The 17,465-nt window shown below is 39.0% G+C and carries 17 protein-coding genes and 1 pseudogene; 3 read left to right on the forward strand and 15 right to left on the reverse strand.

Annotated features, from left to right (window positions below):
* Nucleotides 1-163 precede the first annotated feature (163 nt).
* The 11 genes from UB51_RS18600 to UB51_RS18650 form a co-directional block, all read right to left on the reverse strand.
* Nucleotides 164-1,147 (reverse strand): magnesium transporter CorA family protein, encoded by a 984-nt coding sequence (locus tag UB51_RS18600; protein WP_044878576.1) that lies wholly within the window; start codon nt 1,145-1,147, stop codon nt 164-166.
* Between the two features lie 145 nt (nt 1,148-1,292).
* Nucleotides 1,293-2,066: a sigma-70 family RNA polymerase sigma factor gene (locus tag UB51_RS18605; RefSeq protein ID WP_044878577.1), complete on the reverse strand. Its 774-nt coding sequence runs from the start codon at nt 2,064-2,066 to the stop codon at nt 1,293-1,295.
* Complete coding sequence (rsbW, locus tag UB51_RS18610; protein ID WP_044878578.1) at nt 2,063-2,515, reverse strand: anti-sigma B factor RsbW; 453 nt, start codon at nt 2,513-2,515, stop codon at nt 2,063-2,065. Before rsbW ends, UB51_RS18605 begins: the two co-directional genes overlap by 4 nt.
* A 21-nt stretch (nt 2,516-2,536) precedes the next feature.
* Nucleotides 2,537-2,872: an STAS domain-containing protein gene (locus tag UB51_RS18615; RefSeq protein ID WP_044878579.1), complete on the reverse strand. Its 336-nt coding sequence runs from the start codon at nt 2,870-2,872 to the stop codon at nt 2,537-2,539.
* 100 nt (nt 2,873-2,972) lie between these two features.
* Nucleotides 2,973-4,640, reverse strand: coding sequence for a response regulator (locus UB51_RS18620; RefSeq protein WP_044878580.1), 1,668 nt, complete (start codon nt 4,638-4,640; stop codon nt 2,973-2,975).
* A gap of 17 nt (nt 4,641-4,657) precedes the next feature.
* Nucleotides 4,658-5,527: a CheR family methyltransferase gene (locus tag UB51_RS18625; protein WP_044878581.1), complete on the reverse strand. Its 870-nt coding sequence runs from the start codon at nt 5,525-5,527 to the stop codon at nt 4,658-4,660.
* 67 nt (nt 5,528-5,594) lie between these two features.
* The gene (locus UB51_RS18630) at nt 5,595-9,278 is read right to left on the reverse strand and encodes a response regulator (RefSeq protein ID WP_044878582.1); all 3,684 of its coding nucleotides are present in this window, start codon (nt 9,276-9,278) and stop codon (nt 5,595-5,597) included.
* Nucleotides 9,275-10,444 (reverse strand): PP2C family protein-serine/threonine phosphatase, encoded by a 1,170-nt coding sequence (locus UB51_RS18635; protein ID WP_044878583.1) that lies wholly within the window; start codon nt 10,442-10,444, stop codon nt 9,275-9,277. Before UB51_RS18635 ends, UB51_RS18630 begins: the two co-directional genes overlap by 4 nt.
* Nucleotides 10,445-10,665: 221 nt before the next feature.
* Nucleotides 10,666-11,007 carry a YflT domain-containing protein gene (locus tag UB51_RS18640; protein WP_044878584.1) on the reverse strand — a complete coding sequence of 114 codons (342 nt, stop codon included), beginning with the start codon at nt 11,005-11,007 and terminating at the stop codon, nt 10,666-10,668.
* 70 nt (nt 11,008-11,077) lie between these two features.
* Nucleotides 11,078-11,614, reverse strand: a complete 537-nt coding sequence (locus UB51_RS18645; protein ID WP_052676002.1) for a hypothetical protein — start codon at nt 11,612-11,614, stop codon at nt 11,078-11,080.
* A gap of 56 nt (nt 11,615-11,670) precedes the next feature.
* Nucleotides 11,671-12,171 (reverse strand): DUF948 domain-containing protein, encoded by a 501-nt coding sequence (locus UB51_RS18650; protein WP_044878585.1) that lies wholly within the window; start codon nt 12,169-12,171, stop codon nt 11,671-11,673.
* 271 nt (nt 12,172-12,442) lie between these two features.
* Between UB51_RS18650 and UB51_RS27310 the strand changes: the two genes are divergently transcribed.
* Nucleotides 12,443-12,607 carry a DUF1328 domain-containing protein gene (locus UB51_RS27310; protein ID WP_044878586.1) on the forward strand — a complete coding sequence of 55 codons (165 nt, stop codon included), beginning with the start codon at nt 12,443-12,445 and terminating at the stop codon, nt 12,605-12,607.
* Nucleotides 12,608-12,726: 119 nt separating this feature from the next.
* Here the strand turns inward: UB51_RS27310 and UB51_RS18660 are convergent, their stop codons facing one another.
* Nucleotides 12,727-13,323 carry a hypothetical protein gene (locus tag UB51_RS18660; protein ID WP_052676003.1) on the reverse strand — a complete coding sequence of 199 codons (597 nt, stop codon included), beginning with the start codon at nt 13,321-13,323 and terminating at the stop codon, nt 12,727-12,729.
* A 189-nt stretch (nt 13,324-13,512) separates the two neighbouring features.
* Here UB51_RS18660 and UB51_RS18665 point away from each other — a divergent pair, with 189 nt between their 5' ends.
* Nucleotides 13,513-13,896, forward strand: coding sequence for a hypothetical protein (locus UB51_RS18665; RefSeq protein WP_044878588.1), 384 nt, complete (start codon nt 13,513-13,515; stop codon nt 13,894-13,896).
* Nucleotides 13,897-13,977: 81 nt separating this feature from the next.
* Here the strand turns inward: UB51_RS18665 and UB51_RS18670 are convergent, their stop codons facing one another.
* Nucleotides 13,978-14,877, reverse strand: coding sequence for a cation diffusion facilitator family transporter (locus UB51_RS18670; RefSeq protein WP_044878589.1), 900 nt, complete (start codon nt 14,875-14,877; stop codon nt 13,978-13,980).
* A gap of 189 nt (nt 14,878-15,066) precedes the next feature.
* Between UB51_RS18670 and UB51_RS18675 the strand changes: the two genes are divergently transcribed.
* The gene (locus UB51_RS18675) at nt 15,067-15,252 is read left to right on the forward strand and encodes a hypothetical protein (protein ID WP_044878590.1); all 186 of its coding nucleotides are present in this window, start codon (nt 15,067-15,069) and stop codon (nt 15,250-15,252) included.
* A 267-nt stretch (nt 15,253-15,519) separates the two neighbouring features.
* Here the strand turns inward: UB51_RS18675 and UB51_RS18680 are convergent, their stop codons facing one another.
* A complete protein-coding gene (locus tag UB51_RS18680) occupies nt 15,520-17,142 on the reverse strand; it encodes an ABC-F family ATP-binding cassette domain-containing protein (protein WP_044878591.1) in 1,623 nt (540 codons plus the stop codon).
* Nucleotides 17,143-17,228: 86 nt separating this feature from the next.
* Nucleotides 17,229-17,360, reverse strand: a pseudogene (locus UB51_RS29800) (MBL fold metallo-hydrolase); the annotation flags it as partial.
* Between the last annotated feature and the right edge of the window lie 105 nt (nt 17,361-17,465).

Raw genomic sequence — 17,465 nt, forward strand, 5'->3', positions numbered from 1 at the left:
TATGAAATAGATGAAGATGAACACCCCTTTAGTGATTTGCAAAGTTACATTGATGCTTACAAATAAAAATGAAACGCTGTACTCAAATTTATGAAGAGGTGTAAGAGTAGCATTCCATAAATATGCTATTCTTACACCTCTTCTATTTATAAAATGGATACATTTACAGATGATTATCCTCATGTGATTTTCCACGAAGTAAATCACCTGTCCAACCCTTCTTGACCATCCACATATACATTCCAACTGTGCTGAGTGAGATAAAAAGACACATACCTATAAAACCCCAAGGCGCTTCCATAAAAGGAATGATGTCAAAATTCATTCCCCATATCGCCCCAAGCACGGTTGCTGGCATAAAAACCGCCGTGATAATAGTCAAGGTCTTCATAATCTCGTTACCTCTATACGAAGAGACTGCATCGTCGATAGAAATTAAAGTATCGATCTCATCGCTATAATGTTTGAATAATCGATCTATCCTCTCTACCCTGTAATATAGCTGTTGATAGAACTTACTGGTTTCCAGCCCATCATGAAATGCCTCATGAGCAGCCATAACTAATTCCTGAAAGGAAATGAACAAACTGTTCCAATACAATAATTCAAATCGAGCAGTTAATATCTGATCCATTAAATTACGTCGATTGCTCTTTTCCATTATTCGCTCTAATTCACGTAAGTTAATTTCAAATTGATCCATACCTTGATGTAAGTAATGAAGGATAGTCCTCGTTAGTACGAATAAACCATCTTTAGCATCCTCACATTGTTCGAACATGATCATTCGATCTGCTTGGTTCATAACACCCCAAGTATCGTCATCGATATTAATCGTAATTAACGTATCTTGATTAATAAAATAATGATATTGCTGATAGCTTCGATCCTTACCAATGGTCGAATTTACAGAATACATCATCGTACCAAAAATCACCGGGTCTACACCATTAGGAAAGCGAACACTTATGTAACTACCTTTCACTTTAGGAACGATATCAAGCCATTCTTCTGTTCCAAGAACATTTCTACGTAGCTGTTCAAGTTCTACAGATGACCAGTTCTCAATTACAAGATCATGCCAGTTCCACTTTTGAGAAAAAGAAATTCGGCTATGATGCCTCCTGCTGTTCCCCTCATACTCCATTCACTCAAAGCTCCTCTCCATAATATGTAATCATCTCATTTGGAATTAAAAAGGACACGCTTCGTATTCCTCTAAGAGAAAAACAGCGTGTCCTTAACAGCGTGTGTGCAATCATAACCATACGTTGGTTCATACATTCGTCCCTTTATAAAGAAGATAAATTAGACATAATTTCTTTCAGTTTCTCTGTTGCTCTCTTCTGAATTCGCGATACACTCATTTGGGAAACTCCTAGTTTCTGTGCAATAGAACGTTGTGATTCGCCATCTTGGAATGCAAGCAGTAATACCTTTTGTTCCTGTTCCTTCAGCTGGCTAAGCGCCTGTTGTATATCCATATGTTTCTCTAAAGAGTCGTAGTCATTCACATCAGAACTAATTAACTCACCTAGAGTAGCACCTGACTCTTCTTGTGAAAGTGGAGAATCCAATGAAACATAATGATAACATTCACGTCCGGCTAATATCTCCACCGTCTCTTCCACCGTCAGATCTAAAAATCCCGCAATTTCTTGAACATTAGGGGAGCGCTCTAATCTGACATTTAGTTCATCAATAGCACGCTGAACTAAAGCACCTTTTTCCTTTATTCGTCGAGGAACTTGAATATACCAAGATTTATCCCGTAGATAATTCTTCATATGTCCAATCATACTCTTCATAGCATACGGCTCAAAGGGAATGCCCAAGGTGATATCGTACTTCTGAAGCAAACGAATTAAAGCCATCTGTCCCACTTGAAATAAATCTTCATATAAATCAGGGCGGTTACGGGCAATTTTTCCAGCCGCCATCTTAACCATAGGTTCATATCTGCGGACCAGCACGGTTGCGAGTTCATTATCTTTCGTCTGCTGATATTCCCAGATTAGACCTACTGCCTCGCTCATGGACTCGGGGGGAGTCACATTCTCACTCATGCCATTTCCTCACTTCTCATGATGCGTTTTGTAAGTACAACAACTGTACCTTTACCCGCAAGACTTTCTACGCTGACATCGTCCATAAGTGCCTGCATTAGATAAAACCCAAGACCACCCACTTGAACTTCACTAAGATCCTTATCGTGTAACGTTACATGGCCACTCTGTGGATCTACATTATCAAAGCTCTCCCCTTCATCTTTGACAATGATGGATAACACATCAGCATGTATTTCAAAAGTGACTTCTACTGTTCCGTCCGCTTGACTATATGCGTAGAGCACAGAGTTATTACACGCTTCTGAAACAGCAACTTTCATATCTTCAATTTCTTCATATGAGAAGCCCATCTTGGAAGCAATTCCATACAAGTTCAATCTTACAACATCAACATAATCAGCACTTGCTGGTAATGTTAATACAACTTTCTGAAATTCAGAATTCATTTTGCTTTCGATCCTTTCCTATTAGGAATTCTCTTGGGATGCAAAGAACTTCGCTATACCCGTCATATCAAACAACTTTTGAATTTGAGCTGGAACATCCTGTACAAGAAATTGAGCATTCATCCCATGTCTAGCTTTAAGAATAGACAATAGAATCCCAATACCTGTGCTGTCAATATACTTTAAATTCTTCATGTTAATAATTAGATTCAGATCAGAATTTCCAATGAGAGGCTCCATCACTAAACGAAAATCAGGAGCAACAGATAAGTCTAATTCTCCTTGTAGAAAAACAGTACACGATCCTTCAGTCGTTTCCGTTGTAACATTAAACTTTTCATTTTTATTTGTATTCATAGGCACTCTCTCCTGATAACAATGTTTTTACTATCATTAATTAATAACCCAATTCATCTATCATTGAAACACTAACATTCTAATTTTTCAACAGTGATCATCAACCGTGATTCATGCGCGGTTCCGATAAATGCTCTTGGTTAGGATTCGTATACAAAGATAATATATGCTGTACGTTACTCATTTTGATAGGTTTACTAATATAATGATTCATTCCAGATGCAAGGCATCGCTCTTCAATTCCTTCCATTACGTTGGCTGTCATAGCAATAATAATCGGCTTTTCTTCCGTTACCGCAGACTCTCTAATTTTAGCTGTCGCCTCTAATCCATCCATGACAGGCATTTGTAAATCCATAAATATGAAATCATAGCCTTTATGCTCATTAAACATATCCATAGCTCGTTTACCATCTTCTGCTAGATCAACCGTTAACCCCATTTTATTTAACATGCTAACCATCAGCTTCTGATTAATCGGGTGGTCTTCTACTACCAATACATTAGCCTCTAAGTTTCCCTTTTGTGTTGGATGAAGGATTATATCATGTTCAAAACAAGCTTCGTGCTCTTTTTCATTCGGCGGACGAACCATGACATTAAACACAAACGTAGCTCCTTTTTCCTCCATCGACTCGGCACGAATTTCTCCACCCATGATCTCAACCATAGCTTTACATATAGCAAGACCCAACCCTGTTCCACCGTATTTACGTGTCATGGAAGAATCGAGTTGGGAGAAAGGTTTAAATAGGCGGTCTACTTTGTCAGGGGATATACCGATCCCCGTGTCCTTAATCGTAAACTCCAGAGAATACTGTCCCTCAGCATGTTGCTCAGATACTACTAAATAAACCCCACCCTGATTCGTAAACTTAACAGCGTTGGCAATTAAATTAATTAATACCTGTCGGAGTCTTGTCATATCACCATAGAGAATATGAGGAATTTGTTCATCAATGAAATACACCAGTTCAATATTCTTTTTTCCAGCCTCCATCGTGAACAAACCGAATACTTCCTCTATGCATGCCTGTACGTCAAATGGATGTTCTTCTAGCTCCATTTTTCCAGATTCTAACTTGGTAAAGTCTAATATGTCGTTAATGACTGTCACAAGTGCATCCGCACTTTTACGAACAATTTCACTGTACTCTTTTTGATCCTCTTGTAAATCTGTTTCCATCAAGAGATCAATCATTCCGATAACCCCATTCATCGGTGTGCGAATCTCATGGCTCATCATCGCTAGAAACTCGGTTTTGGCATTCATGGCAATTTCTGCCGCTTCTTTAGCCTCCATGAGTTCTTGATTCATTTTCTCTAATTCCTGCGTTTTTTGTTGAAGTAACATGGATTGCGACTTGTGTTTCTTGTTCGTTAAATACATTGCCACGAATCCTTCAATTTTAGATTTTAGGATTTGTGGAACAAATGGTTTAACCATATAGTCAATTGCTCCAGCGGAATAACCAGCAAAGAGATGCTCGGCTTCCTTACTATTCGCAGAAATAAATATAATAGGAATCTCTTTTGTCTTGTCTCTTGCCTTAATTAATTTAGCAGTTTCAAACCCGTCCATACCAGGCATCTGTACATCCAATATAATCACAGCAATTTCGTTCTTCAAGAGACATCTCAAAGCTTCTTCTCCTGAATTAGCCTTAATAAGATTATACTGTTCACTTTCGAGTACAGCTTCTAGTGCTAGTAAATTCTCTGGTCGATCATCTACTAGCAGTATATGAATCGGTTCTTGAACCCCCATATATTCCTCGCCCCTCGTCAATTCATTTTACGATATATTTTTTCTGTCTTATCTATTATTTCATAAGAATTTCCGTATTTCGTAAATTGAATGGATTCCTTCGAACCTAGCACTAGAATACCGAAACGACTTAAACTCTCATGAAATAGTCCATGAACATGATCCCGAAGGATATCGTTGAAGTAAATCATGACATTGCGACAGAGAATAACATTAAATTCATTAAATGAACGATCTGTCGCCAAATTGTGTTCTGCAAAAATCATATTTTTTTGTAAAAACGGGTGGAACTTAATCGAATTATACTTGGCTGTATAGTACTCTGAGAATGAGGATGTTCCACCCGCTTCAATGTAATTTTTGGTGTATAACTTCATCTTCTCAATTCCAAATATCCCTTCTTTGGCTTGCTTTAGAGATTGGCTGTTCATATCTGTTGCATAGATCCGAGCCTTATCATATAGCCCTTCCTCATGAAGCAGGATCGCCATGGAGTACACTTCCTCCCCAGTGGAACATCCTGCATGCCAGATACGAATATATGGGTAAGTCCGCAGTATAGGAACGACATGTTTCCGAAAAGCCAAGAATAGTTCAGGGTCCCTAAACATTTCCGTAACAGGGATAGATAAGCTATGGACCAAACGATCAAAAATTGCACGATCATGCAGTACCCTTTCTTGCAATGAAGATATAGTAGTTAATTGATTGGCATGTATGAAATGCCAGATCCTTCGCTTAAGCGAAGGAATGGCATAGTTTTGGAAATCGTGACCATAGAATCGATGCATCCCTTGTAATAAAAGCTCAAGTTCAATATTTTCACGTTCTACATCTACTGTTTTTATTACCTTTTCTTCATACTCGGCATCATCCATCGAAGTCATTGTCTTTCCCTGCTTCCTCTTTACGGCTAATGTGAACTAACTACTATTCATTAACCAAAAACAACGGTTACGAATACAACCATACCCTCATTAGTGAAAGAAGTTGTTCTGTTTGTATCGGTTTTTTTACATAATCTGAAGCTCCAGCCTCAATACACTTGGATCGATCCTCTTTCATAGCCTTCGCTGTTAGTGCAATAATGGGTATTTTACAATACTCAGGATTCTGCCTGATCAGCGTCATAGCTTCGTATCCATCCATTTCAGGCATCATCATATCCATAAGAACGATGTCGAAATCTTTGCGATCCTCTAGGATATCTATCGCTTCTCTTCCATTCTCCGCAAATATCACTTCCATACCGTAACTTTCTAGCACACTAGAGAGAGCAAAGACATTACGTATATCATCATCCACGAGCAATATCTTTTTGTTATCAAAAAGCTCTTCCTTATTATGAAGTCTTTGCAATATCTCCCTTTTTTCATCTGGTAAGTTAGCCTCTACTCTGTGAAGAAACAACGTCGTCTCATCTAGAAGACGTTCTGGAGATTTAACATCTTTAATGATAATGGACTCGGCATATTTACGAAGTTTCATCTCTTCCTTAGGATCAAGGTCCTTGCCCGTATATATAATAATAGGTAAATCAGATAAATTCTCATCATCTCGAATCTGATCAAGCAATTCAAATCCAGTCATATCCGATAGCATTAAATCGAGTACCATACAATCATATCTTTGATTGCGAAGAAGCATCAATGCTTCTTTACCCGATGATGCTGCCGTAATCGATACATCGTCATGATTGATAAACTCTATAATAGCATTACGCTGAATTTCATCATCTTCTACAATAAGTAAGTGCTTTAATGAATTATCTGTATACGATTCAATATGCGAGAAAGCTTCATCAAGCGCACCTTTGGATGAAGGCTTCTTGAGATAGGCAATGGCCCCCATCATCAAGCCTTGCTTCACTTCATCGATGACCGATACGATATGAACTGGAATATGACGTGTTAACGCTGAATTCTTCAATTCATTAAGAATGGCCCATCCATCCATAACAGGTAATTGAATATCCAGAATAATGGCACTCGGCAAATAAGTCTGAGCCATGGACAACCCTACATCACCCTTTGTTGCTACCAATGCTTTAAAGCCTCGAGTTCTCGCCATATCAAGAAGTATGGCTGCAAATTTCACGTCATCCTCAATAATGAGCAACGTTTTGTCGTTCTCTTGAAGGGAATGACGATCATCCTCAAGCGGCTCCTCTGAATGGTCCATGATGCTATTATTGACATTGCCTACATAACTTGAATCTACGAAGCTTACTCTACTCATCATGGATTCTGAACTTGTTGCAGCAGCTACTTCTGCTTCAGTTAATACTTCATTCGGAGAATTCACTGGTATGTACAATGTGAAGCAGCTACCTTCACCTTCAGAGGATTGCAGATCAATGTATCCGCCAAGCAGATGAGACAATTCTCTACTGATAGAAAGACCAAGCCCCGTACCGCCATATTTGCGACTTGTCGTTCCATCCACCTGCTGGAATGCTTCGAATATAATATCTCTTTTGTCGATAGGTATGCCTATCCCTGAATCTTTAACAGATAATGCAATATATTCTTGGTCTTTCTTCAGATGCCCAGGAAGTTCATTCGAATTAGCTAAATTTATCCCAAAACTAATGGAACCCGCATTCGTAAATTTAAAAGCATTGCTGAGTAAGTTCCGAAGAATTTGCTTCAATCTGTGCCCATCCGTCACCACTTCATCAGGTAAATAATCGCCATACTTTATGTTGAGAGATAGCTGTTTCTGATCTGCTAATGGCATGAAATTCTGCTTCACGAAGTTATCGAGATCTTTCAAACGAATAACCTCTCGATTAATATCCATCTTCCCTGCATCAACTTTGGACAAATCAAGAATTTCATCAATCATCTTAAGTAAATCTGCTCCCGACATATAAATCGTATGCGCATATTCCACTTGCTTAGCATTTAGATTGCCACCCTTATTTTCAGACAATAGCTGAGACAAGATAAGAAGACTATTAAGCGGTGTACGCAATTCATGCGACATATTGGCCAAAAATTCCGATTTATACTTCGCTGTAATAGATAGCTGAATCGCTTGTTGTTCTAATTGTGTACTTGTTTTCTCAATTTCATAATTCTTCTCTTCTAATTGCTGAACTTGGTCTTCCATCGTCCGAGTCTTAGCAATCAGTTCCGTATTAAATTGTTCCAGTTCCTCTTGTTGTCTTTGCAAAAGAACTTCAGATCTTCTAAGCGCGCTTGTCTGTTCCTCCAAATTGTCATTAGATCTGCGTAGCTCTCCTTGTTGTGTCTGAAGCTCTTCAGATTGACATTGTAGCTCCTCTGTCAATGCCTGTGATTCACGTAACAATTCTTCTACACGTAATCGACGACTAACATTATTGATCACAATGCCTAGATTAGAGGTTAACTGCGAAATTAGTTCGCGTTGCAATGGTGTAAATGATGTGAATGAAGCAAGCTCCACTACACCTAAGAGTTCATTCTCGAACAAAATAGGATAAACTAGTAGACTTACAGGTGAGGAGCTTCCAAGTCCTGATTGAATAGACAGGTAATCTTCAGGCACTTTATTAATATAAATGGCCTTCTTATCCATGGCACTTTGTCCGATCAACCCTTCCCCAATTTCAACAACTTCTTTGGCGAGTACGTCACCTGAACTCGCATATGTTCCATAAACGGATAGACGATTGGGATGATTAGGATCACCTTGAATATAGACGGCACCGTAATGCGCTCCTAATACAGGAGTAAATTCACTAATAAACGTTTGAGATAATTGTTTTAACGACTGAACACCACGCAATAACTCCGTCACTTGACTTGTATGAGAACTGAGCCAGTTCTGATCCTTCTGACTCTGTAGATATTTCATCTCTAATTGTTGCTTTTTCTCAATATCCTCTGCCATTTCTTTAAATACGTGTGCAACCTCACCAATCTCATCCTTCGAGGTGATATTAATCCGTCGAATGGTCTTTATCTTACCTTTACCGAAGCTACTAATCATCATGTTAATGACGTTAAGACCTTTGGTAATACTTGGAATTATCCACATAATGATACCTAATCCAAGTAGAAGTCCCACAACCATAATGGCTGTCGTCATTTGAATGGTGCTTGTATATGCTGCCTTGATATCCTTCATTTCCTGATCAATCCGTAAATCCTGATAGGTAGCTAGCTCATTCAAGCTATCGAGTGCCTTTATTTGAACAGCTAGCCCTGTTTGATTCCGATACGCAAGGGCTTCTTCTAAATTTCCTGTTGTTAATAGCTCTATTTCGACTTGTTCGTATTCCTCAAATTCACTCCAAGCTTCCTGAACACGATTCAGCACCTGCTTCTCCTCAGTCGTGTCCCCACTCTCCATAAGCTGATTCATATATTGATTCGCTCGAGTGATCGTGCTCTCTAATTCTTGTCTGTCCTTACTATTATCAATTGATGAATTCGTATCTGTAAGAAGCATATCCATTAACATACGGGAAGAGGTATTGACTTCACCTCGCATGCCACTTGTATTGCGTACTTTGACATATCTTTCTTGATACACTTGATCTAACTGTTCGTTCATATAACTTAAACGATCGTAACCAATCATAGTCAATACAATCATAATGAGCATGAGTGTACTGAACCCGATCAGTAACTTTGTCTTTATTTTCATTCCGGCGTTTCTCCTTCTTTCAACGTTATCCACACCAAGCATTTGTCATCATCTCTTTCCTGCTGCAATTCACTATTAAAAAATGCCTGCCTCATTAATTCTTCGTTCCACTCATGGTGGCCCTCTAAATGTCCGATCAGGAAATCCATTTGCGCGTCATGCTCTCCTTCAACAATCTCCATCAATCCATCTGTATATAGCACAATATGCCCTTCATCTTCATAATATATGGACTGCGGCTTCATCTCGATTTTATCGAACAACCCTACAGGACAACACACTTCATCCAACAGAATAATCCGCCCATTCCCTTGAAAAAAGAGTGCTGGAGGATGCCCCGCATTTACATAATCAATACGCTTCATTCGTGTATCGACTACTAAATATATCGCTGTAAAGTAATATTGCACCAGTTCATTCTCAATATATAGCTGATTGAATCTTCTGTTCAATTCTTGAATAACCTTCTCCGGTTCCACATGTGTTGTTACGGTATCTTTCAATACAGAGGCAATGAACATACAAAATAATGAAGAAGAAATACCATGTCCCATCATATCAAGCAAAATAATACCGTAACGACCATCCCCTAGAGGATACCAAGCATATAAATCTCCAGCTAATTCCGAAGCAGGCTGATAGAGGGCATGAACTTCAAAGAGATCCTCTTCTAAAGGAGAGGTTAGAACAGCATTCTGAACCAAAGCTGCCAACCTAAGCTCTTCCTGAATCCGCTGATCTCTTTCTTTATGCCAATCGTTCTCTTTCTTTAATCGTAGCGCTAGCCGAATTCTAGCCATAATTTCCACTTTGTTAATAGGCTTGGTTACATAGTCTGTAGCTCCACTATCTAAGGCTTCAGCTAACTTCTTGGAATCCCCTACTGCCGTTACCATAATAACGGGAATATCTTTAAGATGGTCATATTCCTGAATAATTCGGCACGCTTCAATCCCGTCCATTTCAGGCATCATCATATCCAAAAGAATTAAATCGATGTCTACCTTTTTGGTCACAACGTCACCTGGATGATTACCGATTCCTAATATTTCAAACATCTCTCTTGCAGATGCGGCCTTATCTGTATTTCGATAGTTTTCTTTTTTGAGAATTTCCCGAATTATAATGACATTCGTAGGATTGTCGTCCACAATTAATATTTTCATAAGCCGCTCCTTAGGTTTCATAATTACATTAATAAACGATAACACTAACGATTAAGCATATTATATAAAATGGACTAGAATCTATAAGACTTGGTTACGGTAAACTTATACCCCTACAATCCAAAAATACAGATGAGGAATGGAATAAATTCCATCCCTCATCTATGTCTTTAAATCGTGATCATAGTACACACTATAAGTAATAAATCACCTGAGAAAAACTATGATCTCTTGGCAATAACAAGCACTTTACCAAGATCTAATTCTTTCTCGTAGAAATCCGCTTCCGCATCGGTAAATCCTAATGAGGTAATCTTAGCACGAAGCTCATCTCCCCGTGAACGAAACAAATTGGCTATGGAATCGAAAACTCCTTCTTCTTTAATCCCAATCTCATCTGCATTTGCAGTATCAGCAATACGATCTGTACGATCTTTATCGTGCGCAAGAACATAAATATTTTCATAGATATATCCAGCAGTTTGTAATTGCTTAACTTCTTGAACAGCCTGAACACCATTCTCAACGACTTTTGCATACGATTGTAAATTTGTTGAATCCATAGTTTCACTCTCCTTTAATTTGTTATTATTCTATTAACCGCTACGCTTCCAATTGAATCGTAAAATCAAGTTAAAAAGCAGATTCATCGAAAAAATCTACACCTTCTATTGTTTCCGAAATAGGATCCTTATACACTTTAATTGCACTTGTACCTCTACTATATCCATATCCATCCTCTGCATTAAATTGGGGTTCTCCCAATGCTTCACGGATTCGATTATGACTAAGCTCTATTACCTGTCCGTTAACTTCCATCATTCCTGCAGAAGAATTGATATGTACATAATCTACAATGCCATGGCAAATCCCTATGGTGGAATCAGCATATCGGTATTCGTCACAATCCAACATTGAAATATAAGTGACTTCTAAGGGTTCCCCCTTCTTAGAGATCACATCTTCCTCTTCATCCCAAAGTGAGATTCCATTCATCTTATCAAAGGTATCCAATGATTCGGGGATCATAGAGTCTGTAATGGTTGGAGATACATTCCATGTGGCATGATTAATTGTTGGGGAAGCTACTTCGCTAACAAGAACAGACTCTACAGGTGAACCAGACACGAGGGGTAGTATACCTAACATAAGCACAATAACCTTCAACATGATTCTCACCCTTTCTGCAAACTCGTGGTGAGCAGACTTCAACGGCTAAATTCGTTTTAATGTCGGAACTTCTTCCATACTTCAGCGGCCACATCAACATATTTAACCCAGCTCGGAGCAGGCTTAGTTGCCCCTGTACTATTATTGACCGTAGCATAAGATTGAACTGTACGTTGTTCAGCTGAACTTGCAGCAGACTCGTGTGATGGTTGTGGAGCAGATACATGGCGCTTATTACTCTTCATTTTATCTATGAGTGTCGTGGATACTTGTTTTGCAGCTAAAGTTACCTCACTTAGCACTTCACCAATATTCTGTACAGAATCCATTACAGGATCAATTTGTTTCATCTTGGCTTGAACATCGACTGTAATATCATTAGCGTGTCTTATCGTTTGTTTAACCTCATAGCTCAGTTCATCAATCGTTTTCTGTACCTCTTGTAACGTTTGGGTTGTTTTGTCTAGCGACTGAGTAGCCGCTCGTAATGTCTTAATTAAGAAAATAACGAGTACTGCAAACGCAACTGCTATAAGAGCAACACTAATTTCAATCATTCTTATCTCTCCTTCAAATTTCATAATGTTTGTTGTCAGTTAGTACCCTTTCATTATAGGGGCGAAACAACCGTTACTCCAAGGGAAAGTTGTCTCCATATAGTGAACAATGACAGAATGTTTCATCTTTTGGGTACTCGGTTAATTAGCAACTACAAGGGAGCAACGTCATATAATCTTCTTTAACTCTTCTCCCCCTATGCTTATGAAAGTATGGGATAAAATATCCTTTACACATCATCACAAATTAAAGAAAGTAAGGTGAACAATTATGTTGAAATGGTCTGTTATACTTTTAATCGTTGCTGTCATCGCAGGAATCTTTGGTTTCTTCAGCATCGTTGCGGCAGCGACATCTATCGCGAAAATTCTCTTCTTCATATTCATCGTTCTGTTTATCATCTCGCTCTTTACAGGTCGTTCTAGAACCCCATAACTTCAGCAAGAATGAATCATTATTATGTACATTAGAGAGATAACAAAAAGGTTAGAAGTAGACGAAACCCTAATTGCCTAGAAAGTATGAGGCACTTGGGGTTTCGTCTTTTCTTCGTCTTATTTATTATCTAACCATTTTTTATCTAGCAGTAGTGAGGGAATCAACGACCAATCTATTTTGAAAGAAAGAAGTATGCCATCCGTTCTAAACTTGAGCTTATCAACCTCCACTAGATTAGGTAAATGATCTTTAAGAGCTATGTGAATAGGCGATAATGACATAGGTATACATGCGTCCGGAATTTTGATCTTTCTGATGGTCGTTGAACGATAATATAGAATTAGTTCATTCCCTTCAGGCTCCATATGAAAGGTTATTGTTGCTCCAAAAGGAATCAACCCCCATTTTCCATTCAATGTCGCCGCCACTTCCTGTCCATTGAAATCAAAGTTGGCCCCGGTTATATCTACAGATTGTTTATGTTCGCCTACATATTCGATCAACTTTTTCTTAGCAAGATTATTGAGCTCGTCCCGGCTTAATTCAATCTCTGGTGTATGATTAGAAAGCATTTCCATGATCTTTTCTTTCAGGTCAATAGTGTCATAATTCAGATCTAATTCTTTATCTGGTGAAATGTACCATATAGCTCCAGCTATTAGTATTACTATGAGTATGAACATTATGAGAATAATACGTCTAATCACACGCAAATCATCAGTCTCCTTCCGACATAAATCGTATATATTCAACATCCTATCTTCAAATTATACGGTAAAAACAAGATATTGTCGTGTCATTAAAAATAAAGTCTTTGTTAAGTTGGTTCAATTTCCCATTTTGAGTTTATTACTATACTGTACAGCAAGCAGTACTACATAGATTTGAGGAGGAGTAATAATATGAAAAAAATAATCACAGTAACAGCAGCATTCGGTATCATGGCTTCCATGGCGACAAGCGCATTTGCCGCAGAAACAACAACGACTACGGGAACGACTACTACAACTACAGCAAATGGAGTGTCTACAACAGTAAACGATAAAGACACTAATTTAATCATCAGTACACCAATCATTACTTCTGAGGACGTTGTAACTTTCCCTAAAGAACCTGTTCAATTGCTAAAAACAACTTTCTTTTACAACGCCCCTAATGGCAAACGAGTGGGCGCACTTTCAGCACAAATAATAAGCACAACAGGAAATAAAGTAACCGGCATTGTTGCAGGAACTTGGGTCGAAGTTTACACATGGCTTGGAACATCATGGATTCTCGTAGACTAATTCATGAATTCACATACCTTAAAAGAATTGGGATTTATTCCAGTTCTTTTTTTGGCAAAAAAAGAAAGACAGTCTTCTCTCTCACTGTCTTTCAACGGCCATCAACGTTTCATTCTTCGGTTCAATGTGAACCTGAACCTGCATAATGTTGTAGTCTTTCTTCATTAGCTCTTCGATATCATCACAAATCTGATGTCCTTCTATAATTGTTAAATTCGCATCTACATCAATGACGACGTCAACTAACACATAATTACCATGAACTCTTGCTTTAACATCCTTAATTCCCTCAACGCCAGGTATTCGAGAAATTGTACTACGCAAGTCCATTAATTGACTCTGATCAAAACCGTCCGTTAAGCTGTAAGTAGAATCCTTAAAAATATCCCAAGCCGTCTTACAAATAATGATACCTACGGCAAAGGCAGCTACAATATCAAGCCATGGTAGTCCGAATTGAGCCCCAATAATTCCAACAGCTGCTCCTATACTAACAAGAGAATCTGACAAGTTATCTTTGGCTGCCGCCATGAGTGCTTTATTATTAATTTGATTAGCTAGTTTACGATTAAATGCATATACGCCTAACATTCCTATTGCACAAATGATGGCTACACCTGCGGACCATAGATTAGGGGGTTCTGATTTGCTCCCATTAAACAGTGTACGCGTGGTCTCCACTATAATTTGTATCCCGACCATTGCCATAATAAATGAAGCAATTAGTGCTGCAACCGTCTCCGCACGGAAGTGGCCATAAGCATGATCTGAATCGGGCGGCTTTTGGGAAATACGCAAACCGATCAATACAGCTACAGAAGCTACGATATCTGTTAAGTTGTTAAAACCATCGGCCAATAACGCACTTGAAGCAAATAGATAACCACTCACCAATTTAAGCGCAGATAATAATAAATAGGCTACAATGCTAACCCAAGCCCCACGCTCTCCTTTGCGTATCTCTTCATATACATCCGCCATTGTTTATGCCACCCTTCTATTCAGAAGATTCCTAATTACATCATTACCTTATCCTAACAAACGTATCCTTAGTGGGTCCATAGGAACAGCGTTCCATAAAGTAACGAAGAAATTGCCACGATGCCCCCTTGTAGGGTTATTTAAAAACGTTTAGAATGAGGACAGAACCCCGAAGGGAGGGTCTTACTTATGACCGAAAAAAACAATGAAGTAAAAAAAGTTAATTTGGCTGACGCCATACGCCAAAAATTAGAACAGAAGAAACAGCAATCCTTTACAGGTAGAAATGGTGGATTTCAACCTGACTCTGCTAAAACTCTAAAATCTCAAAACAACAAAAAACCAAATAATCAACGTCGCCGTACAGGCGTGTAATTCCAACAGTTCATAACACAACAAAAAGAGGCTATTCCCCATTAATGGGATAGCCTCTTTTGTATCTATTCAGTAGTTAGAGGTTGTTCAAAAAGTCATCTATTGATCACGAAGTAACTCTAGAAGAATATTCGGCATCGAATCTGAGTTCAACCCTTGAAGTCCGTTGCTCATGTAGGTTTGCCTACACTCCGCTACTCCTTCTTCGGTCTGTACTCACCTTCTCGGTGCTGAATAGTCGACTTTTTGAACTCGCACTTATAGCTATTATTCAGCTGGATACATTTTCTCACGAAGAGCTTTAACCTCTTCGTTGTCCAAGTACTCATCATAACTCATAGAGCGATCAATGATACCATTCGGCGTAATTTCGATAATCCGATTGGCAATCGTTTGAATGAACTGATGGTCATGTGATGTGAATAAGATCGTACCATCAAAGTCCGTGAGACCATTATTAAGTGCAGTAATGGACTCCAAATCCAAATGGTTCGTCGGTTCATCGAATATAAGAACATTGGCACCGTTTAGCATCATCTTGGCTAGCATACAACGAACCTTCTCTCCACCAGAAAGCACACTTGCCTTCTTCAGAGCTTCTTCGCCTGCAAAGAGCATCCGTCCTAAGAATCCACGTAGGAACGTTTCATCTTGATCTTGGGAATACTGACGCAGCCAATCCACTAGGTTCATCTCTACGCCATCGAAATACTTAGAGTTGTCTATAGGGAAGTAAGCTTGGGTAGTCGTGATACCCCAAGTATATTCGCCTGAGTCAGCCGCTTGCTCACCCATAAGAATGTCAAATAGAGTGGACTTAGGCAAACTATTTGGACCTACCAACGCGATCTTATCACCCTTATTGACTACAAAGTTCAGGTTATCAAGAATAACTTCGCTATCAAAAGATTTATTAAGCCCGTCAATGGTAAGTAGTTGTTTACCCGCTTCACGTTCTGGCTTGAAATGTAAGAAAGGATATTTACGACTAGATGGACGAATATCATCCAGCGTAATTTTATCTAATTGCTTCTTACGAGAAGTTGCTTGCTTGGACTTAGATGCATTAGCCGAGAAACGTTGAATAAAGGCTTGAAGTTCTTTAATCTTCTCATCCTTCTTCTTGTTAGAATCGCGTGCTAAACGCAAAGCAAGCTGGCTAGATTCATACCAGAAATCATAGTTACCAACATATAACTGAATCTTTCCGAAATCAATGTCCGCAATATGCGTACAAACTTTGTTCAGGAAGTGACGGTCATGAGATACTACAATGACAGTGCCTTCATAATCCATTAAGAAATTCTCTAACCAGCCAATCGATTCAAGGTCCAAGTGGTTGGTAGGCTCATCTAGTAGCAAGTTGTTCGGACGTCCGAACAACGCTTGTGCTAGCAATACCCGAACCTTCTCGTTACCACTAAGCTCTTCCATCTTCTTATCATGTAGCTCGCGATGAATACCTAGACCAATCAAGAGTGCTGCTGCATCGGGTTCTGCATCCCAACCATTCAGTTCAGCAAATTCACCCTCCAACTCGCCTGCGCGAAGTCCGTCTTGTTCTGTGAAGTCGGATTTCGCATATAACGAATCCTTCTCCTTCATAATCTCATATAGACGAATATGTCCCATAATAACAACTTCTAAAACTGGGAATTCATCATACTCGAAATGGTTCTGCTTCAGAACGGCCATACGTTCACCCGGTGTCATGTGAACATCACCTGAGTTAGCCTCAATTTCACCAGAGAGAATTTTTAGGAAAGTTGACTTACCTGCACCATTGGCTCCAATGAGACCATAACAATTGCCCGGATTAAATTTTATGTTTACATCTTCAAAAAGTGCGCGCTTTCCATAACGGAGTGTCACGCCGCTTGTACTGATCATGAAGTATTACCAGTCCTTTCAAATTATACTTCTCCCATCATACCATAGATGACGCGCCTTTTCGAAGTGTAATCATTGAATTACAGTTAATTCCGCTTTCTTCCCTCAGGATGTATCTTTAGAGTCTGTCCACAGCTTAGGACTTGTACACGATGATCTGCTATCGCTAATCGCTCTCTTTCAGCCTTCATCCGATCTAATGCTTCTCTTGCGGTGTCCTAGGATTTACTCATTACTGTAGCAAAAGCAGCTCATCCTCTAACAAGGAACGAGCTGCTTTTTTTAATCATCTGATCACTTTTACGATTACAGAGTACCTGTTT

It is taken from the genome of Paenibacillus sp. IHBB 10380 (assembly GCF_000949425.1).
GTDB lineage: Bacteria > Bacillota > Bacilli > Paenibacillales > Paenibacillaceae > Paenibacillus_AQ.